Genomic DNA, 17,327 nt, shown 5'->3' with positions numbered 1-17,327 from the left:
CGGGGTGCCGGCACCCCACACTCGCGCGCCAGTCCCGGAGGGACGACATGAATTCCGGTGCCAACCTTCCTGTCGCCCTTCCAGGGCTTTCGTTCGCGCCCGTTACGTTTTCCCGGGCTCGCGCTTTGGGGCTACCACAGACAATCGCTCCGCGATTCGGGAACGTCCGGTCCCGCACATAGATTCCATTGGAGTCAGGAGATTGTCTGAAAAAATCGTTTTCTCCCCTCTCCCCCAAATCCTGGCGAGCCTAAGCGAGTCAGGATTTGGGGGAGAGGGGCGGGGGTGAGGGGAGAAAACGATTCTATTCGTACATGGTTTCCGTGAGAGTCGGCAAATCTCAAATCGAGCACGAGCACGAGCACGAGCACGAGCACGAGCACGACCCAAACTCACCACTCGCCACTCGCCACTCGCTACTAACAACTAACAACTAACAACTAACAACTAACAACTAACGCCCAAACTCTGGCGAGTTCAGCTACGACAACCAACCCGCTCTACGAATACTCCGCCATGCGTTGCCTTAACCGGCGGAGCACGCGGCTCTTGGCTTGATACACGCTGGCGACCGACATCTCCAGCTCGTCGGCGACGTCGCGGGCCGGTTGTTGGCCGACGGTGGTTCGCCAGAACGCTTGCCAGGTGGCCGGCTCGAACTCGCTCTGCACCTGCTGGACCAGCCGCTGCACCAGCGGACTGAAGCCGCTGGCCGGCGTGATCGTCGAATCCAGGTCCTCGGCCATCTGCTCGAGCCGGACCAGCGGTTCGGTCCCGCCGGCGGCGCGGGCGTGATCCTGCCGCCGGCGAAAATAATCGCGCACCTTGTTGCGCGTGATCGTGGCCAACCAACTGCGGAAGCTGCCCTCGGTCTTCTCGCGTTCGAACCGCACGATGGCTCGCACCACCGCGGTAAAAACTTCTTGGACCACGTCCGGCGCGTCGGCCTCGGCCACCCCGGCGGTGCGGCACCAGCGATACACAATCGGCCCGAACGTGCTGACCAACCGGCTCCAGCTGTCCGCATCCATCGCCCGCACGCCACCGAGCCACATCGTCGATAGAGTGGGATGCTCAGCCGTCATCAATCCAAATCCAAAAAACCAGTGGCATAGGCTTCCAGCCTGTGAAAACAGTGGCATAGGCTTCCAGCCTGTGAAAACCAGTGGCATAGGCTTCCAGCCTGTGAAAACCAGTGGCATAGGCTTCCAGCCTGTGAAAACGTCCTCTACACCCCACACCACCACAACTGTCCCATAGTAGCTCGGCTGTCCCAGCCGAGAATCCTTCCCTCTACGGCTGGGACAGCCGAGCTACTTTTCTTTTCTTTTTTCCTGTCAGGCTCCTGCGTTCATCTTATCAGGCACCCTGCGATTGGTCCCGTCCGTCGCGGGCACTTATGCTAATGATAACTCGACTGAGGAGCCTCCGATGGTGACGCTTACCGCCTGCCCGCCGCCCGATCAACTGCATGCTTTCTCCAGCGGCACTCTCTCCAGTGCCGACAGCGAGGCCGTGTTCGCTCATCTGCAGGATTGCCCGCAGTGCCAGAGCGAACTGGAAACGATCAGCGACCGTGAGGATTCGTTGATCGCCAGCCTCCGCGAGGGCGAGAACGCCGGCGACTGGCAACACGAGCCGGGATGTCAGCGAGCCGTCGCGGAATCGCTGGCGGTGTGGGCGGCCGCTACCGCGGGCGGCACCCTGACCGCCGACGCCCTGCCGCTGTCGATCGGAGAGTACGAGATCCTGCGGCCGCTTGGCCGCGGCGGCATGGGCCAAGTGTTCCTCGCCCAGCACACGAAACTGGGCCGCCGGGTGGCCGTGAAAGTGCTGGCCAGCCATCGCTTGGCGGACCGCCGTTCGCGCGAACGCTTTGACGCCGAAATGCGTGCCGTTGGGCGGCTGAGCCATCCCCATATCGTCACCGCTCACGACGCCCGCGAAGTCGACGGCCGGGCCGTCCTGGTCACCGAGTACATCGATGGGCTGGACCTCGGACAAGTGCTCCAGCGAACCGGAGCGCTATCGACTGCGGATGCTTGCGAGATCGTGCGCCGCGTGGCCGTGGCGCTGGAGTACACGCATAACCAAGGCTTCATCCATCGCGACGTCAAACCCTCCAACGTAATGCTCAGCTGCACCGGAGAGGTCAAGCTGCTGGACCTGGGGCTCGCGCGACTGCAAGCCGATCTGGCGGGCGAACATGCCGAGATTACGGCGACCGGCCAAGCGATGGGCACCGCCGACTATGTGGCTCCCGAACAGGTCACCGACAGCCGCAGCGTGGACATCCGCGCCGACATCTACGCCCTCGGTTGTACGCTGTACAAATTGCTCACCGGCCACGCTCCCTTTGCCGACGGGCAACACGAGACGCCGTTTGCCAAGATGACGGCGCACGTGTCGACGCCTCCGCCGAAATTAATTTGCTGCGTTGAAGGTGTTCCGGCGGCTTTGGAGAAGCTGGTCGAATCGATGTTGGCCAAGGACCCGGCCGCACGACCGCAGACGCCTCAACAGGTGGCCGACGCATTGGCTCGATTCGCCACCGGCAACGATCTGCCGGCGCTGATCGAGCGAGCTCAAGCGGCTTCGCCGGCGCCGCAGTCGCGTTCCGCCGCTGTCAGCCACACGCCGGCGCCGCCGGTCGGTTGGATGCGCCGTCCGGCGCCGCGCTGGGCACTGGTCGCCACGGGCCTTGCGGCTTTGCTGCTGGGCGTCGTGCTGGGCGCGATGGGCGTGCTGATCAAGATTCGCTATCCCGATGGCACGGTACAGGAAGTCCGTGTCCCGGCCGGATCACAGGTGGCCGTGGAGTACGAAGCGGAAAACGGCAGCAAGCCCGCGGGCGGCATGAGCATGAGCATGGACATGGGTATGGGTATGGGCATGGGCATGGGCATGGGCATGGGCATGGAAAGGTTAAGCGAACCTTCGTCCGACGTCATGCATGACCTGTTTTCGGTGGACCACGGCAACGCGGGCCTCAATCGCGTCCAGGCCAAAGCCACCGCGATCATCCCCCAGTCGCACATCACGAGCGGCGAGGCGGAAGCCGCCGCCGTACACAGCAAGAAGCGGCTGAAAAAGATCGGCCTTGCCTTCGCGAACTTTCACGATGCTTACGACCGCTTTCCCAGTTCGCAAAATCACACGGCGATTCGGGGCGGCGGGGGGCCGGGCGGCGGCGAGACCGGCCCGGCGTACAGCTGGCGAGTGGCGATCCTGCCGTTCATCGGTCACGCGGACCTGTACGAGCAGTATCGTTTCGACGAACCCTGGGACAGCGAGCACAACCGGCAACTGCTCGACCAAATGCCCGACGTCTACCGCAGCTCCTTTACGGCCGACGACCAGCAGGCAACGCACACCAACTTCCTGGGCTTCGCCACCGAGCAGGGCGTGCTGGGCACAGGCAAGGGCACCCGGTATCGAGACATCTTTGATGGCACCGCCAATACGGTCCTGGTGGTCGAAGGCCGCAAGCGCGTGCCCTGGACCAAACCCGAGGACTACAGCGAAGTTGATGTTGAGAACCTGGCTCCAGCCATGGTCGAGCAGGGCAGCCAGCCCCTGCACATCGTGCTTGTCTACGGCAGCGTCCGCACGCTGGACATGGCCGACGCAACCCACCGCAAGCAACTGCAGCAAGCCATCACGAAAGCCGGCAACGAATGGATCCAAGGCTGGTAAGCAGTGGCCAAGGCTTCCAGCCTGTGAAGTCCCCAGCCTCGTAGCCGAACTCGCTAGAGTTTGGACGGGGCGGACGGGTGGTAGCCGAGCTCGCCAGAGTTTGGACAGAAGCGTCCCAACCGTGGACCACATCGCCCTCGGCTGGGACAGCCGAGCTACTATGGAGGAGAACAACACGCGCGCAACAGCCCGGAGGGCGACACAGCCCCTGCCGGCGGTGTCAACCGCCGGTCCGCACCCCCCCAAACAAACAAAAGCCCCGGAGGGGCGACAGAGATGCGCACACCCTGTGCCGCCCTTCGGGCTGCGCGCATTTTTTCCTGGATATCCCGGGGACTCACGTCCCCGGCAGGGGCTGTGCCGCCCTGCGGGCTAAGAAGAGCATGGTGGCGAACCGGTCCAAAGTCTGGCGCGGTTCAGTTACGGGATCAGTGGCATAGGCTTCTAGCCTGTGAAGGCATTTCTCCTCACAGGCTGGAAGCCTATGCCACTGCCTTCACTCAGTAATTCAGCGTCGCCAGAATGCCGCCTTCGGTTCTTTCGGCGTCGAAATCTTCGTTGTCCGAGGCGAAGCGGTCGTGGCCCGCTACCAACGCCCACGACCAGGCGTCGGACACTTGCCAGCGCAGCTTGGTGTGCACGCGCCACGTCAACTCATCGCGGCTGACCGGGCCGGTGAAGTCGTAGTAGTCGCGATGGCCGACGCCGACCGTGGTGATCAAACTCCATCGCTCGGCCAGCTGACAGGTCACATCGCCGTGCGCGCTCGCGGCCCAGTAGCGATAATCGCTGCCCTCGGTGTCGGCCGCCTCCAGGTCCATGCCCAGACTGTAGGTCGGCAACCAGTCATTGCCCGTTTGAAAGAATCGGCTGATCCCGCCCGTGTACGACTGGCCGTCCAGCGAGTTGACCTGTGGATCGATGCCGTCCTGGTCGAACTGCGAAAACGCCGCGGTAAAGTACGTGTAGATCACGTCCAGGTCGGGCCGGATCATGATCATCGAGGCGGTCACGCTGTGGCGATCGCCAAAACGATCTCCGCCCAGCAGGTCCAGCGAGTAGACGTGTTCCAGGCGTCCGATCCATTCGCTGCTGCCCACCTGGAAGTCGCGTTCGAGGAACGCCCCGGGCTGGAAACTGGCCAGATCAAACTCGCTCTGCGACGACTCGTTGACGCTGAAGTAGCCGCGCAGCAACCCGCCACCGCGCCAGACCTCGCGACGGAAAGCAACGTATTCCAGTTCCGGGTTCAGAAAGCCCTGAAAACTTTCCGCGTCCGCGTCGGCCAACTCGCGGCTGATCGGCGTCAGGCTGACGTTGGAGTTGTACAGCATGCCGGTTTCGAGAAACACGCGCAGCCGTTTCAGCGTCGGATCGGCGTCGCTGCGCAGCAGATCCAGGCGGCGGTCCAGGTCATCGGCACCATCAAAGGTTTGAATCTCATAGCCGACCGGCTTCAGCGGTTCGTCCTCGGTGGCTCCGGCCGATCGTTCGGCCAAGGCATACGCCACGTCGGAGCTGACGGCGACCGGCGTCGCGGCGGCACCGTTCTCCAGCGGCGGGGCCCGGCCCGCCTCGCGCAGCCGCCGAGCGTAGTCGCTGTGCGGAGCGATGGCCACGCAGCGCTGGAAATGGGTTTGAGCGCTGGCCGTGTCGCCGGCGTCCCACAGCAGTTGCCCCAAATCAAAATGCGTCGCGGCGCTGTGGGAATCGATTTCCAGCGCCCGCATCAACGCATCGGTGGCCGCCGTCGGGTTGCCGCCGCGAGCCTGCAGCTTGCCGATCAGGCGCCACGAGTCGGCGTGGGTCGGGTCCCGCTGGACTCGCTCGTACAGCATCGAGAGCATCGGGTCGGTAGATGAGGCCGGCGGCGGTGCTGGCGCGGGCTGGGCGTTTGCGACTGCGGTCATGCCGAGCATCGTCAACTGGCCGAGCAGGCCGACCACGAAGGCCCGCCTTCGGGCTGGCACCGGTTCCCGCAAACCAACGGGTTCCCCCACCCGAACGAGCGCGAAGATGGATGCCGTGGCTCGAAATGCAAACAAAATGGGCTCCTTCGTCTTTCGTTCGCCCCGGGCGATTCGGTATAGACCACCGTGAGGTTCGCAAGGTGGAAGCCGACCAGTACCAAAATTTCGGACGGCGAATCCATCCCGAATCCTCTGAAACACCGAAGGTTAGGATGCACCGGCAAACGCCTTCGCTGTCGACACGGATGCCCCCGAAACGGAGTTTGAGCATGAAGAAGAAAACGATTCTGGCCGCGTTGTTGGGCGCGTTGCCCTGGTGCCTGCCCACCGCACCGGTCGCCGCCCAGGGGCTGGGCGGTTTAGGCAGTGCCGCCGGCGGTGCCGCAGGCCGCGCCCAAGCCGCCGCCCAGGCCGATCGCGTCCAGTCCCAAGTGCAGCAGCGCGTGCAGGCTCGGGCTCAAGCCCAAGTCCAGGCCCGCGTGCAGAACCAGATCCAAAGCCAGATTCAGGGTCAGGTTCAAGCCCGCGTGCAAGCCGAAGCGCGCCGCGCGGCGGCCGTCGCCCAGCGCGCCGCCCAAGCCGCGCAGCGCAGTGCTCGCGCCGCCCAACAAGCCGGCGACAGCGGCCTGCGAACCGCCGGAGGCCTGCGGCTGGGTGTCGGAGCCAACGTAGCGGCCGGAGCTCGTGCAGGCGGCCAAACCCACGGTCCGGCGGGCGGTGCTCGCGGTGGCGCCGGAGCCAATGCGAACCTTCGTGCCAACGCTCAGGTCGGACTTCCGCCAGGCATCACCGAAGCCGACGTGGCGGTGTACGACAACATCTTCGGTCGCTTCAATCCGCTACGTCAGGAAGCCGCTCGCCCCGGTCAGGACGCTCAGGCCGGTCAGGACACTCAGCCCACCGCGGGCGAGCAAGCGAGCAACGCGGCTCCCACGGCCCCCGCTCCCGAAAAGTCGCAACCGACTGCAGCTTCGCCAGAACAGGACGACGCGGCCCAGTCTGCCGGTACCGCATCGTCCAGTCTCAACACCGTGCTGTCGGGCGGCGCCAACCAGAACGCCACGCTCAGCGGTCAACTGGATCTGGCGACGCGAATCCGAATCGCCGCGAGCCAACGCCGGGCCGAAATCTCGCAGATGCGTGACGAAGCGATCGAGCGGGGCAGTGCGGAACTGCTGCTGCGAGCCGACCAGCTGGAGCAGCGTCTGGACGCGTTTGCCAACGCGCAAAGCCAACTGCAAGCATCGCTGCGAGCCCAGGCCGGCGCTCAAGCGAACGCAGCCGGTGCCGCCGCCCTGAACGCCCGCGGACGAGCCGTCGCGGCCGGCCAGGCCGGGGCCAACGCCGCTGCGGCGCAAGCTCAACAGGCCGGTAGCGCCGCCGCGCAGTTCGGTGCCAGCGCTCAGAACCGCGTGCAGGGTCAAGGCGAAGCCGCCATGCAAGCCGCCGGCCAGACCCAAGCCCAAGCCCAAGCGCAGGCCCGAGCACGAGCTCAAGCTCAAGCTCAGTTCGGCGGCAGCGCCGAAGCCGGTTCGGCCGCTCAGCCGGCGGCTCAGACGGCCGCTCGCGCTCAAGGCAACGCCGCGGGCAAAGCCAGCGGATCAGCTCGCTAAGGCAGAGGCGTACGCCCAACGGCGGGCGAATTTGTGAACCACGCTGGAACAGGTGTGAAAAGATTCGGTTCCCTCGGAACCGAATCTTTTCGTTTTATGACTACTTGCGGACTTGTCGCCGGACTACAATTCCGCCGCTCCCACTGGGAGCAACCTGTTGTTTGTGCGGCTGTCGCGTCTGTTCAGGCTTGGTCACCGTTGCATCGAATACGCCGATGAGGCACGCTCTGGAGCTGGAGATCCAGCCCCAACCCACCGACTCCAGCTGTGGCCCTACCTGTTTGGCCGCCGTCTATCAGTACTGGAACGACCCGGTCGAGCTGAACGACTTGATCGAGGAGGTCGGCCGGCTGGGCAGTGGCGGGACGATGGCCGTACAGTTGGCTTGCCACGGGCTTAGCCGCGGTTACCGGGCGGTCATCAACACCTATAACCTCCAGCTGTTCGACCCCACCTGGTTCGCCGCGACGGGAACCGCCGAGTCGGATTTGCTGGCCGCCAAGCTTCGCCAACAACTGGTCTCCAAGGGCCAGCGAACCGATTTGGATCAGGATCGTCTGCGGGTGTCGACGCAATCCTACCTGCGTTTCCTGTCGCTCGGCGGCCAAGTTCAAATGCGGCCCCTGGATGAACAACTGATCGTCCAGTCGCTGACGCAGGGCATCCCGCTGCTGTGCGGTTTGAGTGCGACGTACCTGTATCAAGAATGCCGCGAACGCAGCCACGCGGTCGATCGGCACGGCATCAGCAGCACTCAGGACGACATCGCGGGCGAACCCACGGGCCATTTTGTGGTCCTGCACGGTTACGACCATCACAGCGGCCAGGTCTTCATCGCCGACCCGCTGCACCCCAATCCCTTGGCTCCGACCGGCAAGTACGCCGCACCCCTGTCGCAGGTGGCCGCCTCGATCCATTTGGGCATCCTCACCTACGACGCCAACCTGCTGGCGCTCACCCCTTCCGGCGAAGCCACCGAAGCCACAAACACACCTCGGGCGGCACCACGCCGATGAAAAACATCCTGGTCGCGGAATCCGAGGACGATTGGCTGGGCGATTTCGACGACGTGCGCAAGCTGTCGCCGGAGGAGTACCTGGCCGGGTCGCCGGGAACCACTCGGCGGCGCACGCGCGTGTACAACCTGTGCCGATCTTACGATTACCAAAGCCTGGGGTACTACGTGTCGCTGTTGGCCGAAGCTCGCGGCCAGCGACCGATCCCCGATGTGATGACGATCCAGGACTTGCGGGCCGAGGCTGGCGTCGGTTTGGTGCCGCAGTCTCTGGACGAATTAATTCAAAAATCTTTTCGATCGTTGACATCGGCCGAGTTCACCCTGAGCGTTTACTTTGGCAAGAACCTCGCCAAGAAACACGACCGCTTGGCCACCGCGCTGTACGGCCTGTTCCAAGCTCCGCTACTGCGATTTACGTTCTCGCACCGCAGCAAGTGGCGGCTGCGCAACGTCACGGCCATTGCCCTGCAGGAGGTGCCGGGGCCCCACCGGGAATTCGTCGCGGCCGCGGCCCAGCGGCATTTTGCGGCGCGGTCGGCCATCCGTTTGAAACGTCCCGCCACTCGCTACGACCTGGCCATCCTTCACAACCCGGCCGAAGGTCAATTGGCGCCGTCGGACGAGGTCGCCCTGAAGCGACTGGTCAAGGCCGCCGCGGCGGAAGGCATCGCCGCGGAGTTGATCACCCACGAAGACAGCGGACGGTTGCTGGAATTCGACGCGCTGTTCATGCGTGAAACCACGGCCGTCAACCACCACACCTACAACCTTGCTCGGCGAGCCGAAGCGGCGGGATTGGTCGTGATCGACGACCCGCTGTCGATCCTTCGCTGCACCAATAAAGTCTATCTGGCGGAACTGTTGGCCCGGGCCAAAGTCCCGACTCCGCGGACCACCGTTGTGCACCGCCACAACGCCGAAGCGCTCGCCGCCACCGCGGCCTTTCCCTGCGTCCTGAAAAAACCCGACAGCGCGTTTTCGCAGGGCGTGCTGAAAGCCAACGATGCCGACGAGCTGCGGTCCGTTCTGGACGACCTGCTGGCCGACTCCGAACTGGTGATCGCGCAGGAATTCATGCCGACGGATTTCGATTGGCGGATCGGCATCCTCGACCAACGCCCGCTGTTCGCCTGCAAGTACCACATGGCTCGCGGCCATTGGCAGATCGCCAAACACTCCGGCGACGGCACCCAACCCCGCTTCGGTCGCTGCGAGACCATGCCTGTGGAAACCGCGCCGCGCAAAGCCGTCGCGCTGGCGTTGAAAGCAGCCAACCTGATCGGCAGCGGACTGTACGGCGTCGACGTGAAAGAATCCGCCGGCCAGTTCTACATCATCGAAGTCAACGACAACCCGAACCTCGACTCGGGCGTGGAGGACGCCGTGCTGCGCGAAGAACTGTATCGCCGGATCATGGAATCCTTCGTCCGCCGCATCGAAGCCAGCAAGGTGCTGGCGAATCGAAACTGACCCAGCTGCTGGGCGGCGAGAGAGGCCTCCGGCGCAACTGCATGTAACGCACGCTCCGTGTAGATTTGACGTATCCCGTATCACTCAGCAGAACACAAAGACGAAGGCGCCACGCGGCAATCCCCCTCACCCCCGGCCCCTCTCCCCCCGAATCCTGACTCGCTTAGGCTCGCCAGGATTCAGGGGAGAGGGGAGAAAATGATTTCTTTTTGAACATGCCATCCTCTGACACGTATTGCGATCCATCGGCTTACGCTCTGTTCGACGTCCATGGCGTGGAACTGGAATACATGCTGGTCGACCGCCAGTCTCTGGACGTGCGTCCCTGGGCGGACCGCGTGCTCGAGCAGTTGGCCGGCGACGGGGCGTGCGACGCCGTTTGCGGTCCGGTCACCTGGTCCAACGAACTGGCCGCCCATGTGCTGGAATGCAAGACCACCGATCCGGCCAAGGATCTACGCTCGGTCGGACCTTGGTTCCGCGAAGCCCTGGGCAATCTCCAGCCCATCCTCGACCAGTACCAGCTGCAACTGCTGCCCACGGCCATGCATCCTTGGATGGATGCGGCCCGAGAAACCTGCCTGTGGCCCCACGCCGGCCACGACATCTATCGAGCTTACGACCGCATCTTCAATTGCCACACTCCGGGCTGGAGCAACGTCCAGAGCGTGCATTTGAATCTGCCCTTTCGCGGCGACGACCAGTTCGCACGCCTTCACGCGGCGGTGCGCATCCTGTTGCCGTTGCTGCCGGCCCTGGCGGCCAGCAGCCCCGTCCTGGAAGGCCGCGTTCGCAGCACCGCCGACACTCGCATGCGGCTGTACGCCGATCACTGCCGCGAAGTCCCGTCGCTGACCGGTCAAGTGATCCCCGAAGCGATCTTCGACCAAGCACGCTATGAAGCCGAAATCCTCGGCCCGATCGCCGCTGCGCTCCGCCTGCGAGATCCCCAGGAAGTGCTGCAAGTGGAATTCGCCAACGCCCGCGGAGCCATTGCCCGCTTCGACCGCGGCTCGATCGAAATCCGCGTGATGGACGTCCAGGAATACCCCTCGGCCGACCTAGCCCTGTGCGCCGCCGCCGCCGCCACGGCCCGCGCGTTATGTGACCAGCGATGGAGCGACACGGCCGCCCAGCAAGCCGCCTCGACCGCTTCGCTGCGCCGGTTGCTCGACCAGACCACCACGGAAGCCGAAGCGGCGGTCATCGACGATGCGGCGTTCCTGAACCTCTTCGGCATCACCCAACCGGAAATCACCGCCGCCGACTTGTGGGCGGAACTTCTGGGCCGACTGCGAAAGCAAGACGCGACGCTCGAGGCGCTGATCAGCCCCCTGCAGATCATCCTCCACCACGGTTCGCTGGCCACCCGCATCCGCTACGCCCTGGGTGCCGAACCGACACGGGAAAAGCTGCGTGAGGTCTACCGTCGGCTGGGCGATTGCCTGGTGCACGACCAACCGTTGCTGCCATGACGCGGATCGATTCTCAGCTCGGCACGACGTGCATCCTCAGCTGCGAACACGGTGGATGCGAAGTCCCGGACGAGTTGAGCGACTGTTTTGCCACCGCCGGAGCGGCTCGGGCCCTGCGCAGCCATCGCGGATACGACCCGGGAGCGCTCACCGTTGCACGTGCTCTGGCCGCGTACCTCGCCTGCCCACTGTGGCTGAGCACCGTGTCGCGGCTGGTCGTCGATTTGAACCGCAGCAAGGACTCGCCGGAATTGTTTTCGCGTTTCACCGGCTCCTGCGCTGCGGCTCGGCGGCAACACATCCTGCAAACCTATTATCGGCCGTATCGCCGGCGAGTCACCTCGGCAATCAGGCGGCGGGCAGCCAACGGTGGGGTGCTGCACCTTTCGATCCACACTTTTACGCCCCGGTACCGCGGCACGCAGCGGCGGTTCGACGTGGGCGTGTTGTTCGATCCCGACCGGCCCTGGGAACGGCAGCTGGCCACGCGTCTGCTCGACCAGCTCAACAGGGCCGGCCTGCACGCGGTCGCCAACCGGCCCTACCACGGCTGTGACGACGGGCTGACCACCACGCTCCGCGGCCGCTTTGACGACACGCGTTACGCGGGGATCGAACTGGAGATCAACAACCGCTTCGCTCGGCTGGCCACGACCACCCAGCGGTCGTGGTGTGAGCGGATCGGCAGGGCCGTGAGCGATGCCGCAGCCTTACCGGTACAGCAGCCACGGAGTGGCGACATGCGGTAGCCCCGGGTGCCAACCCGGGGTGCCGGGGCCCTCACACCCGATGCGAGTCCCGGAGGGACGGCATGAGATCCCATGCGAACCTTTATGTCGCCCTTCCAGGGCTTTCGCTCGTATTTATTCCGTTTCCCCGGGCTCGCGCCCGGGGCTACCACATGCCATCGCTCCGCGATTCGGGAACGTTCGTTCCGGCACATAGAAACCGCTGGAGCCAGGAAATCTGCTTCAAAGCGTTCAGACTTCCAGGAACAGCCGTGCCGGGTCCTCGAGCACTTCCTTGATGGTTTTCAAGAACGTGACCGCTTCGCGGCCGTCGACCACGCGGTGATCGTAGGTCAGCGCGATGTACATCATCGGCCGAATCACCACCTGGCCGCGTTCGGCCACGGGGCGTTCCTGAATCGAGTGCAGGCCCAGGATCCCGCTCTGCGGCGGGTTGACGATCGGCGTGGACAGCAGCGAACCGTAGATCCCGCCGTTGCTGATCGTAAACGTTCCGCCTTCCAGATCCTGCGGCTGTAACTGGTTCGAGCCGGCCAACTCGGCGAATTCGGCGATGCTGCGTTCGATCGTCGCGAAACTCATGTCTTCGACGTTGCGCAGCACCGGCACGACCAGCCCCTTGCCGCCACCGATGGCGATCCCGATGTCGTAGTACTGGCGGAAGACGATGTTGTTGCCGCGGACCTCGGAGTTGACCGCCGGGAAACGCCGCAGCGCCTCGACCGAGGCCTTGGCGAAGAACGACATGAATCCCAGTTTGACGCCGTGCTTGTCGACAAACGCGTCGCGATACTTTTTACGCAGCTCCATCACCGGCTGCATATTAATTTCGTTGAACGTCGTCAGCAGGGCAGCCGTCTGCTGGGCTTCGACCAAGCGGTTGGCGATCGTGCGGCGAATCATCGACAGCGGCTTGACCTCTTCGCCGCGGTGGCCGCTGGCGCCGGTCACCAGGGACGTGCCCACGGCGGGCTGGCGAGCCGAGGCATCGCCGGCGGGCGCCGATGGGCTGCTGGCCGGAGCCGATGGGGTGGAAGCAGCAGACCGCTGGACGTGCGCCAGGACGTCTTCTTTCAGCAACCGGCCCCCGGGACCTGTCGCTCGCACATCGCCGGCTTTGAGTCCCAGGTCGTCGAGCAACCGCTGGGCGGCGGGCATCACCGTGGCATCGCCGCCACCGCGTGCATCGCTGGCCGGCAGCCCCGCTGCACTTGGACCGGAGGACTCGGCGGGTGAAGCGACCGCGGCAGCGGTTTGATTGCCCTTGTCCGACGCCGCCGAACCGCCACTCTCGCCACCGCCGGCTCCACCACCTTCGGCCGGAGCCGCCGCCGGTTCGATAGCGGCGATCACGTCGCCGACCGAAGCAAATTCCTCTTCCTGCTTGCTGATATTTCGCAGGTATCCGGCTTCGGGCGAGGGAACTTGAACCGAAGCTTTTTCGGTTTCGATCTCCACTAAGTCCTCGTCCTTGTCAACCCATTGGCCTTCGGCTTTAAGCCACTGGCCGATTTGAACCTCGCTGATCGATTCGCCGACGGTGGGAACTTTGACATCTATCACGTGGACACGCTCTGGCAGCTGGATGGGGCAAGGGAGTTTTCTGACGCGACTGCGCCTCATGAGGATAACGCGTGGCGGCACCACGTGGGAATCGGCCCCCAAAACCTTTTTATCGTTCGCGGCTGACTTCGGCGAAAATTGAAATCCTCACCCCGCCCAGCCGTAGTGTTCGGCCAAGCCTTGCCGGACGGTGCTGGCCACATCGGCCAACCGAAAGGGTTTATCCAGGATCCGAAACACGTGCATCGACTCCGCCTCGTGACGGATCGACTCGTCCAGGGCCGCCGACATCAAAATGCAGGGCACCTCCAGCTCGTCCCCTCGCAACCGCTCAATCAGCTGCAGGCCCGAGACGCGGGGCATGTGCACATCGACCAAGGCCATATGAATCGTGGCGCTGTGCACCACGTCCAGGGCTTCCTGGCCATCGGCTGCCAACGTGACCTGAAACCCCCGTCGCTCGAAAGCTTCGCCCAGGGACAGCCGCAGGGCTTCGTCGTCGTCGGTAATAAGCAAATTCGGGATCACGAGCGCAAACCTGGCAAAAACCTGGCAAACCGATGTCCAAGTGCGCTGCCGGATTGGCAGGCTTCCAAATCACAGGACCTATTATAAGCAACTTCGATGCCGCAGTTTAAATTAGCTCACGCCCAGCGGACGGGAACTGCGGTGGTGCGACAATTTCGGCCGGTTTGGCCGGCTTGCGAAGCCCTGCGGAGTACCTAGGATTAATGTGCAGAAACAAACAAGAGGGAGGAAACCTCGTCGCGGTGCCCCCTCGAACACGATAAATCGATCCCCCTACCGGTTGAAGTCGCGTGGCCGAGCCTTCCCCTCAGGACTCCTTTTATTGGCGTCATGAATTCGCCATCCGCCGTCTCCATTCGCTGGCTGGGCTGGTGCCGCTGGGCGCCTACATGGTGGTCCACCTGCTGACCAACGCCAGTTTGCTGGACAGCGTGGAAAGCTTTCAGGGGGCCGTGTACCGGATCCACTCCCTCGGGCTGGCCCTGCCGGTGATCGAGTGGGGTTTCATCTTCCTGCCCCTGTTGTTTCACGGCTTGCTGGGCGTGTGGTTGATCAAGAACGGCCGCAGCAACACCAGCCACTACCCGTACGTCAACAACCGCCGCTACAAGTGGCAGCGGTGGACCGGCGTGATCGCCTTGGTCTTCTTGTTGGTCCACGTGTTTCACCTGCACGGCTGGTTCCATTTTCACATCTGGCTGGACGTGGTCGCGCACCCCTTGGGGATGGCCAACTTTCGGCCCTACAACGCCGCCTCGAGCCTGGCTCGTGCCATGGGCAGCTGGCCCTGGTGGGTGTTCTATCTGATCGGGGTATTGGCCTGCGTTTACCATCTGGCCAACGGGCTGTGGACCGCGGGGATCACCTGGGGATTGTGGATATCGGCCGCCGCGCAGGAACGCGCGACCAAGATCTGCACCGCGTTTGGCATCGGCTTGGCACTGGTCGGAATGGCCGCCTGGTGGGCTTCGATCTCGATCGATCCGGAGGCCGCCGAAGCGATCGAAAACCGCATGTATCCGGCGGCCGTCCAGAGCGGCGCGGTACCGTTGTCCGTCGAAAAACGCACGCAACCCGACGTCACCATGCAGGACCATCCTCTCGGCGCGGTCGACCCGGCTCCGGCGGCGGACGCTCCGGTGGCGACCCCCTAGGACGCCACCCCAGGGCGTCAAGACCTCCATCTAACTCATTCTGATCCATTCGCATTTTTTGCCCCTCGAGGGGAAAGTCCCACCATGAGTGCTCATCGCGTTGTTGTTGTCGGTGGCGGCCTGGCCGGGTTGTCGGCGACCATGAAGCTGGCCGAACTGGGCGTGGCGGTCGACCTGATCAGCCTGACGCCGGTCAAACGTTCGCACAGCGTGTGCGCCCAGGGCGGTATCAACGCCTGCAACGACCAGACCCGCCAGCTGGGCGATAACGAGTGGAAACACTTCGACGACACGGTCTATGGTGGCGACTTCCTCAATCACCAGCCGCCGGTCAAGGAAATGGCCTACTGGGCACCCAAGGTCATCGATCTGATGGACCGCTTGGGCGTGCCCTTTAACCGCACCGGCGAGGGCTTCATCGACCGCCGTCGCTTCGGCGGCACGCTGTACAAGCGAACGGCGTTTGCCGGCGCTACCACGGGCCAGCAGTTGCTGTACGCCCTGGACGAACAGGTGCGGCGCCGCGAGAGCGAAGGGCTGGTTCGCAAATTCGAGTTCTGGGACTTCCTGGCCCCGATCCAGGACGACAGCGGCCGGTGCCGGGGCGTCGTGGCCCAGGACATGAGCAGCATGGAGATCCGGGCCTTTCCCGCCGACGCGGTGATCGTCGCCTCGGGCGGATGCGGCCTGGTCTACGGCCGCAGCACGATGAGCGTGTTCTGTAACGGCAGCGCCGCCAGCCGCTGCTTTCAGGCCGGAGCGGATTATGCCAACGGCGAATTTATCCAGGTCCACCCCACGGCCATCCCGGGTTCGGACAAGCTGCGACTGATGAGCGAGTCGGCGCGGGGTGAGGGCGGACGCGTGTGGGTGCCGCGCAAGCCCCAGGACGCGCGGGCCCCCAAGGACATCCCCGATTCGGACCGCTTCTACTTCCTGGAAGAGCACTTCCCGGAATACGGCAACCTGGTGCCGCGCGACATCGCGACCCGCGAAATCTTCGACGTGTGCGTCAATGAAGGCCTGAGCGTCGAACCGGACCGGATGTGCGTGTACCTGGACCTGACGCACATCGAACGCCGCGAGCTGGACCGCAAGCTGGGCGGGATCCTGGAGATCTACGAAAAGTTCCAGGGCGTCGACCCCCGCGACGTGCCCATGAAAATCTTCCCGGCGGTGCACTACAGCATGGGCGGCCTGTGGGCCGACTACGCTCGCTCGGCCGACGGCGGCCTCGAGCCGGGTGCCCCGCAGAATCAGATGACGCGGATCCCGGGCCTGTATGCGATGGGCGAGTGCGATTATCACTACCACGGCGCCAATCGCCTGGGGGCCAATTCGCTGCTCTCGTGCATCTTCACCGGCTTGTTCGCCAGCCCCTCGCTGATCTCCTACGCCCAGAGCGCCGGCGGCTCCTACCGCGACGTCCCGGCTTCGCTGCTCGAGTCGGCCGTCAAGGCTCAACAAACTCGCCACGACGAACTGCTCAAGGGCACCGGTGACGAGAACCCCTACCTGATCCACCAGGAACTCGGCGACGTCATGACCCGCAGCGCCACGGTCGTCCGCCGCAACGATCAACTGCAGTCGGCGATCGAGACGGTCGACGAGCTGCACCAGCGAGCCAAGCGGGTGCACCTGTCGGACAGCGGCTCGTGGACCAACCAGAACGTGATCTTCGCCAAAGCCCTTCAGGACATGTTCCCCTTGGCCAAGTGCATCTTGAAAGGTGCCCTGCAGCGTGACGAATGCCGCGGGGCCCACTTCAAACCGGACTTTACCAAACCCAGCTTGACCGCCGAGGATCCGGCCGAACGTCGCCGTCAAGCCGAACAGTGGTGCGACGCGTTTGAAGAGAACAACCGCAAGTACCTCAAGACCACCGTCGCCAAGTGGGACGCCTCCTCCGACCAACCCCAGCTCAGCTACGAGGACGTCGACACCTCGCTGATCCCGCCCCGCCCGCGCCTGTACGGGTTGGTCGGCGCGGAGGTGATCGAAGAGGTCTGGTCCGAACGCGCCGCCCGGCGCCAGTCCGAAGCTTCCGACACGCAACCGTCCACTTCATCCAGCTCGGATGCCAAGGTATAG

Annotated in this window: 12 protein-coding genes; 8 read left to right on the top strand and 4 right to left on the bottom strand. The window is 64.1% G+C overall.

Going from position 1 to position 17,327, the window contains the following annotated elements; genetic code table 11:
- Positions 1–500: 500 nt before the first annotated feature.
- The gene (locus GE027_RS20025) at positions 501–1,085 is read right to left on the bottom strand and encodes an RNA polymerase sigma factor (protein ID WP_237607687.1); all 585 of its coding nucleotides are present in this window, start codon (positions 1,083–1,085) and stop codon (positions 501–503) included.
- 346 nt (positions 1,086–1,431) lie between these two features.
- Between GE027_RS20025 and GE027_RS20020 the strand changes: the two genes are divergently transcribed.
- Complete coding sequence (locus tag GE027_RS20020; protein WP_153559005.1) at positions 1,432–3,696, top strand: protein kinase domain-containing protein; 2,265 nt, start codon at positions 1,432–1,434, stop codon at positions 3,694–3,696.
- A 500-nt stretch (positions 3,697–4,196) separates the two neighbouring features.
- On the opposite strand, the gene GE027_RS20015 is transcribed toward GE027_RS20020, so the two are convergent.
- Positions 4,197–5,606: a tetratricopeptide repeat protein gene (locus tag GE027_RS20015; protein WP_153559004.1), complete on the bottom strand. Its 1,410-nt coding sequence runs from the start codon at positions 5,604–5,606 to the stop codon at positions 4,197–4,199.
- Positions 5,607–5,935: 329 nt separating this feature from the next.
- Between GE027_RS20015 and GE027_RS20010 the strand changes: the two genes are divergently transcribed.
- From GE027_RS20010 to GE027_RS19990, 5 genes are all read left to right on the top strand, one after another.
- Positions 5,936–7,279, top strand: a complete 1,344-nt coding sequence (locus tag GE027_RS20010; protein ID WP_153559003.1) for a hypothetical protein — start codon at positions 5,936–5,938, stop codon at positions 7,277–7,279.
- 215 nt (positions 7,280–7,494) lie between these two features.
- Positions 7,495–8,295 carry a C39 family peptidase gene (locus GE027_RS20005; RefSeq protein WP_153559002.1) on the top strand — a complete coding sequence of 267 codons (801 nt, stop codon included), beginning with the start codon at positions 7,495–7,497 and terminating at the stop codon, positions 8,293–8,295.
- Positions 8,292–9,767, top strand: coding sequence for a RimK family protein (locus tag GE027_RS20000; protein WP_153559001.1), 1,476 nt, complete (start codon positions 8,292–8,294; stop codon positions 9,765–9,767). The genes GE027_RS20005 and GE027_RS20000 overlap by 4 nt, the downstream gene beginning before the upstream one ends.
- Before the next feature lie 215 nt (positions 9,768–9,982).
- A complete protein-coding gene (locus tag GE027_RS19995) occupies positions 9,983–11,242 on the top strand; it encodes a glutamate-cysteine ligase family protein (RefSeq protein ID WP_153559000.1) in 1,260 nt (419 codons plus the stop codon).
- Positions 11,239–11,991: an N-formylglutamate amidohydrolase gene (locus tag GE027_RS19990; protein ID WP_153558999.1), complete on the top strand. Its 753-nt coding sequence runs from the start codon at positions 11,239–11,241 to the stop codon at positions 11,989–11,991. Before GE027_RS19995 ends, GE027_RS19990 begins: the two co-directional genes overlap by 4 nt.
- Positions 11,992–12,222: 231 nt before the next feature.
- Here the strand turns inward: GE027_RS19990 and odhB are convergent, their stop codons facing one another.
- Together odhB and GE027_RS19980 are read right to left on the bottom strand one after the other, a co-directional pair.
- Positions 12,223–13,614 carry a 2-oxoglutarate dehydrogenase complex dihydrolipoyllysine-residue succinyltransferase gene (gene odhB, locus GE027_RS19985; protein ID WP_153558998.1) on the bottom strand — a complete coding sequence of 464 codons (1,392 nt, stop codon included), beginning with the start codon at positions 13,612–13,614 and terminating at the stop codon, positions 12,223–12,225.
- An 87-nt stretch (positions 13,615–13,701) separates the two neighbouring features.
- Positions 13,702–14,082, bottom strand: coding sequence for a response regulator (locus GE027_RS19980; RefSeq protein WP_153558997.1), 381 nt, complete (start codon positions 14,080–14,082; stop codon positions 13,702–13,704).
- Between the two features lie 290 nt (positions 14,083–14,372).
- Between GE027_RS19980 and GE027_RS19975 the strand changes: the two genes are divergently transcribed.
- Together GE027_RS19975 and sdhA are read left to right on the top strand one after the other, a co-directional pair.
- Positions 14,373–15,236: a succinate dehydrogenase cytochrome b558 subunit gene (locus GE027_RS19975; RefSeq protein ID WP_202617483.1), complete on the top strand. Its 864-nt coding sequence runs from the start codon at positions 14,373–14,375 to the stop codon at positions 15,234–15,236.
- A gap of 84 nt (positions 15,237–15,320) precedes the next feature.
- Positions 15,321–17,327 (top strand): succinate dehydrogenase flavoprotein subunit, encoded by a 2,007-nt coding sequence (sdhA, locus tag GE027_RS19970; protein WP_153558996.1) that lies wholly within the window; start codon positions 15,321–15,323, stop codon positions 17,325–17,327.

The sequence above is a fragment of the Roseimaritima sediminicola genome, assembly GCF_009618275.1.
Classification (GTDB): domain Bacteria; phylum Planctomycetota; class Planctomycetia; order Pirellulales; family Pirellulaceae; genus Roseimaritima; species Roseimaritima sediminicola.
The sequence above is the reverse complement of the archived record's forward strand: the minus strand, read 5'-3'. Positions and strand labels throughout refer to the sequence as shown.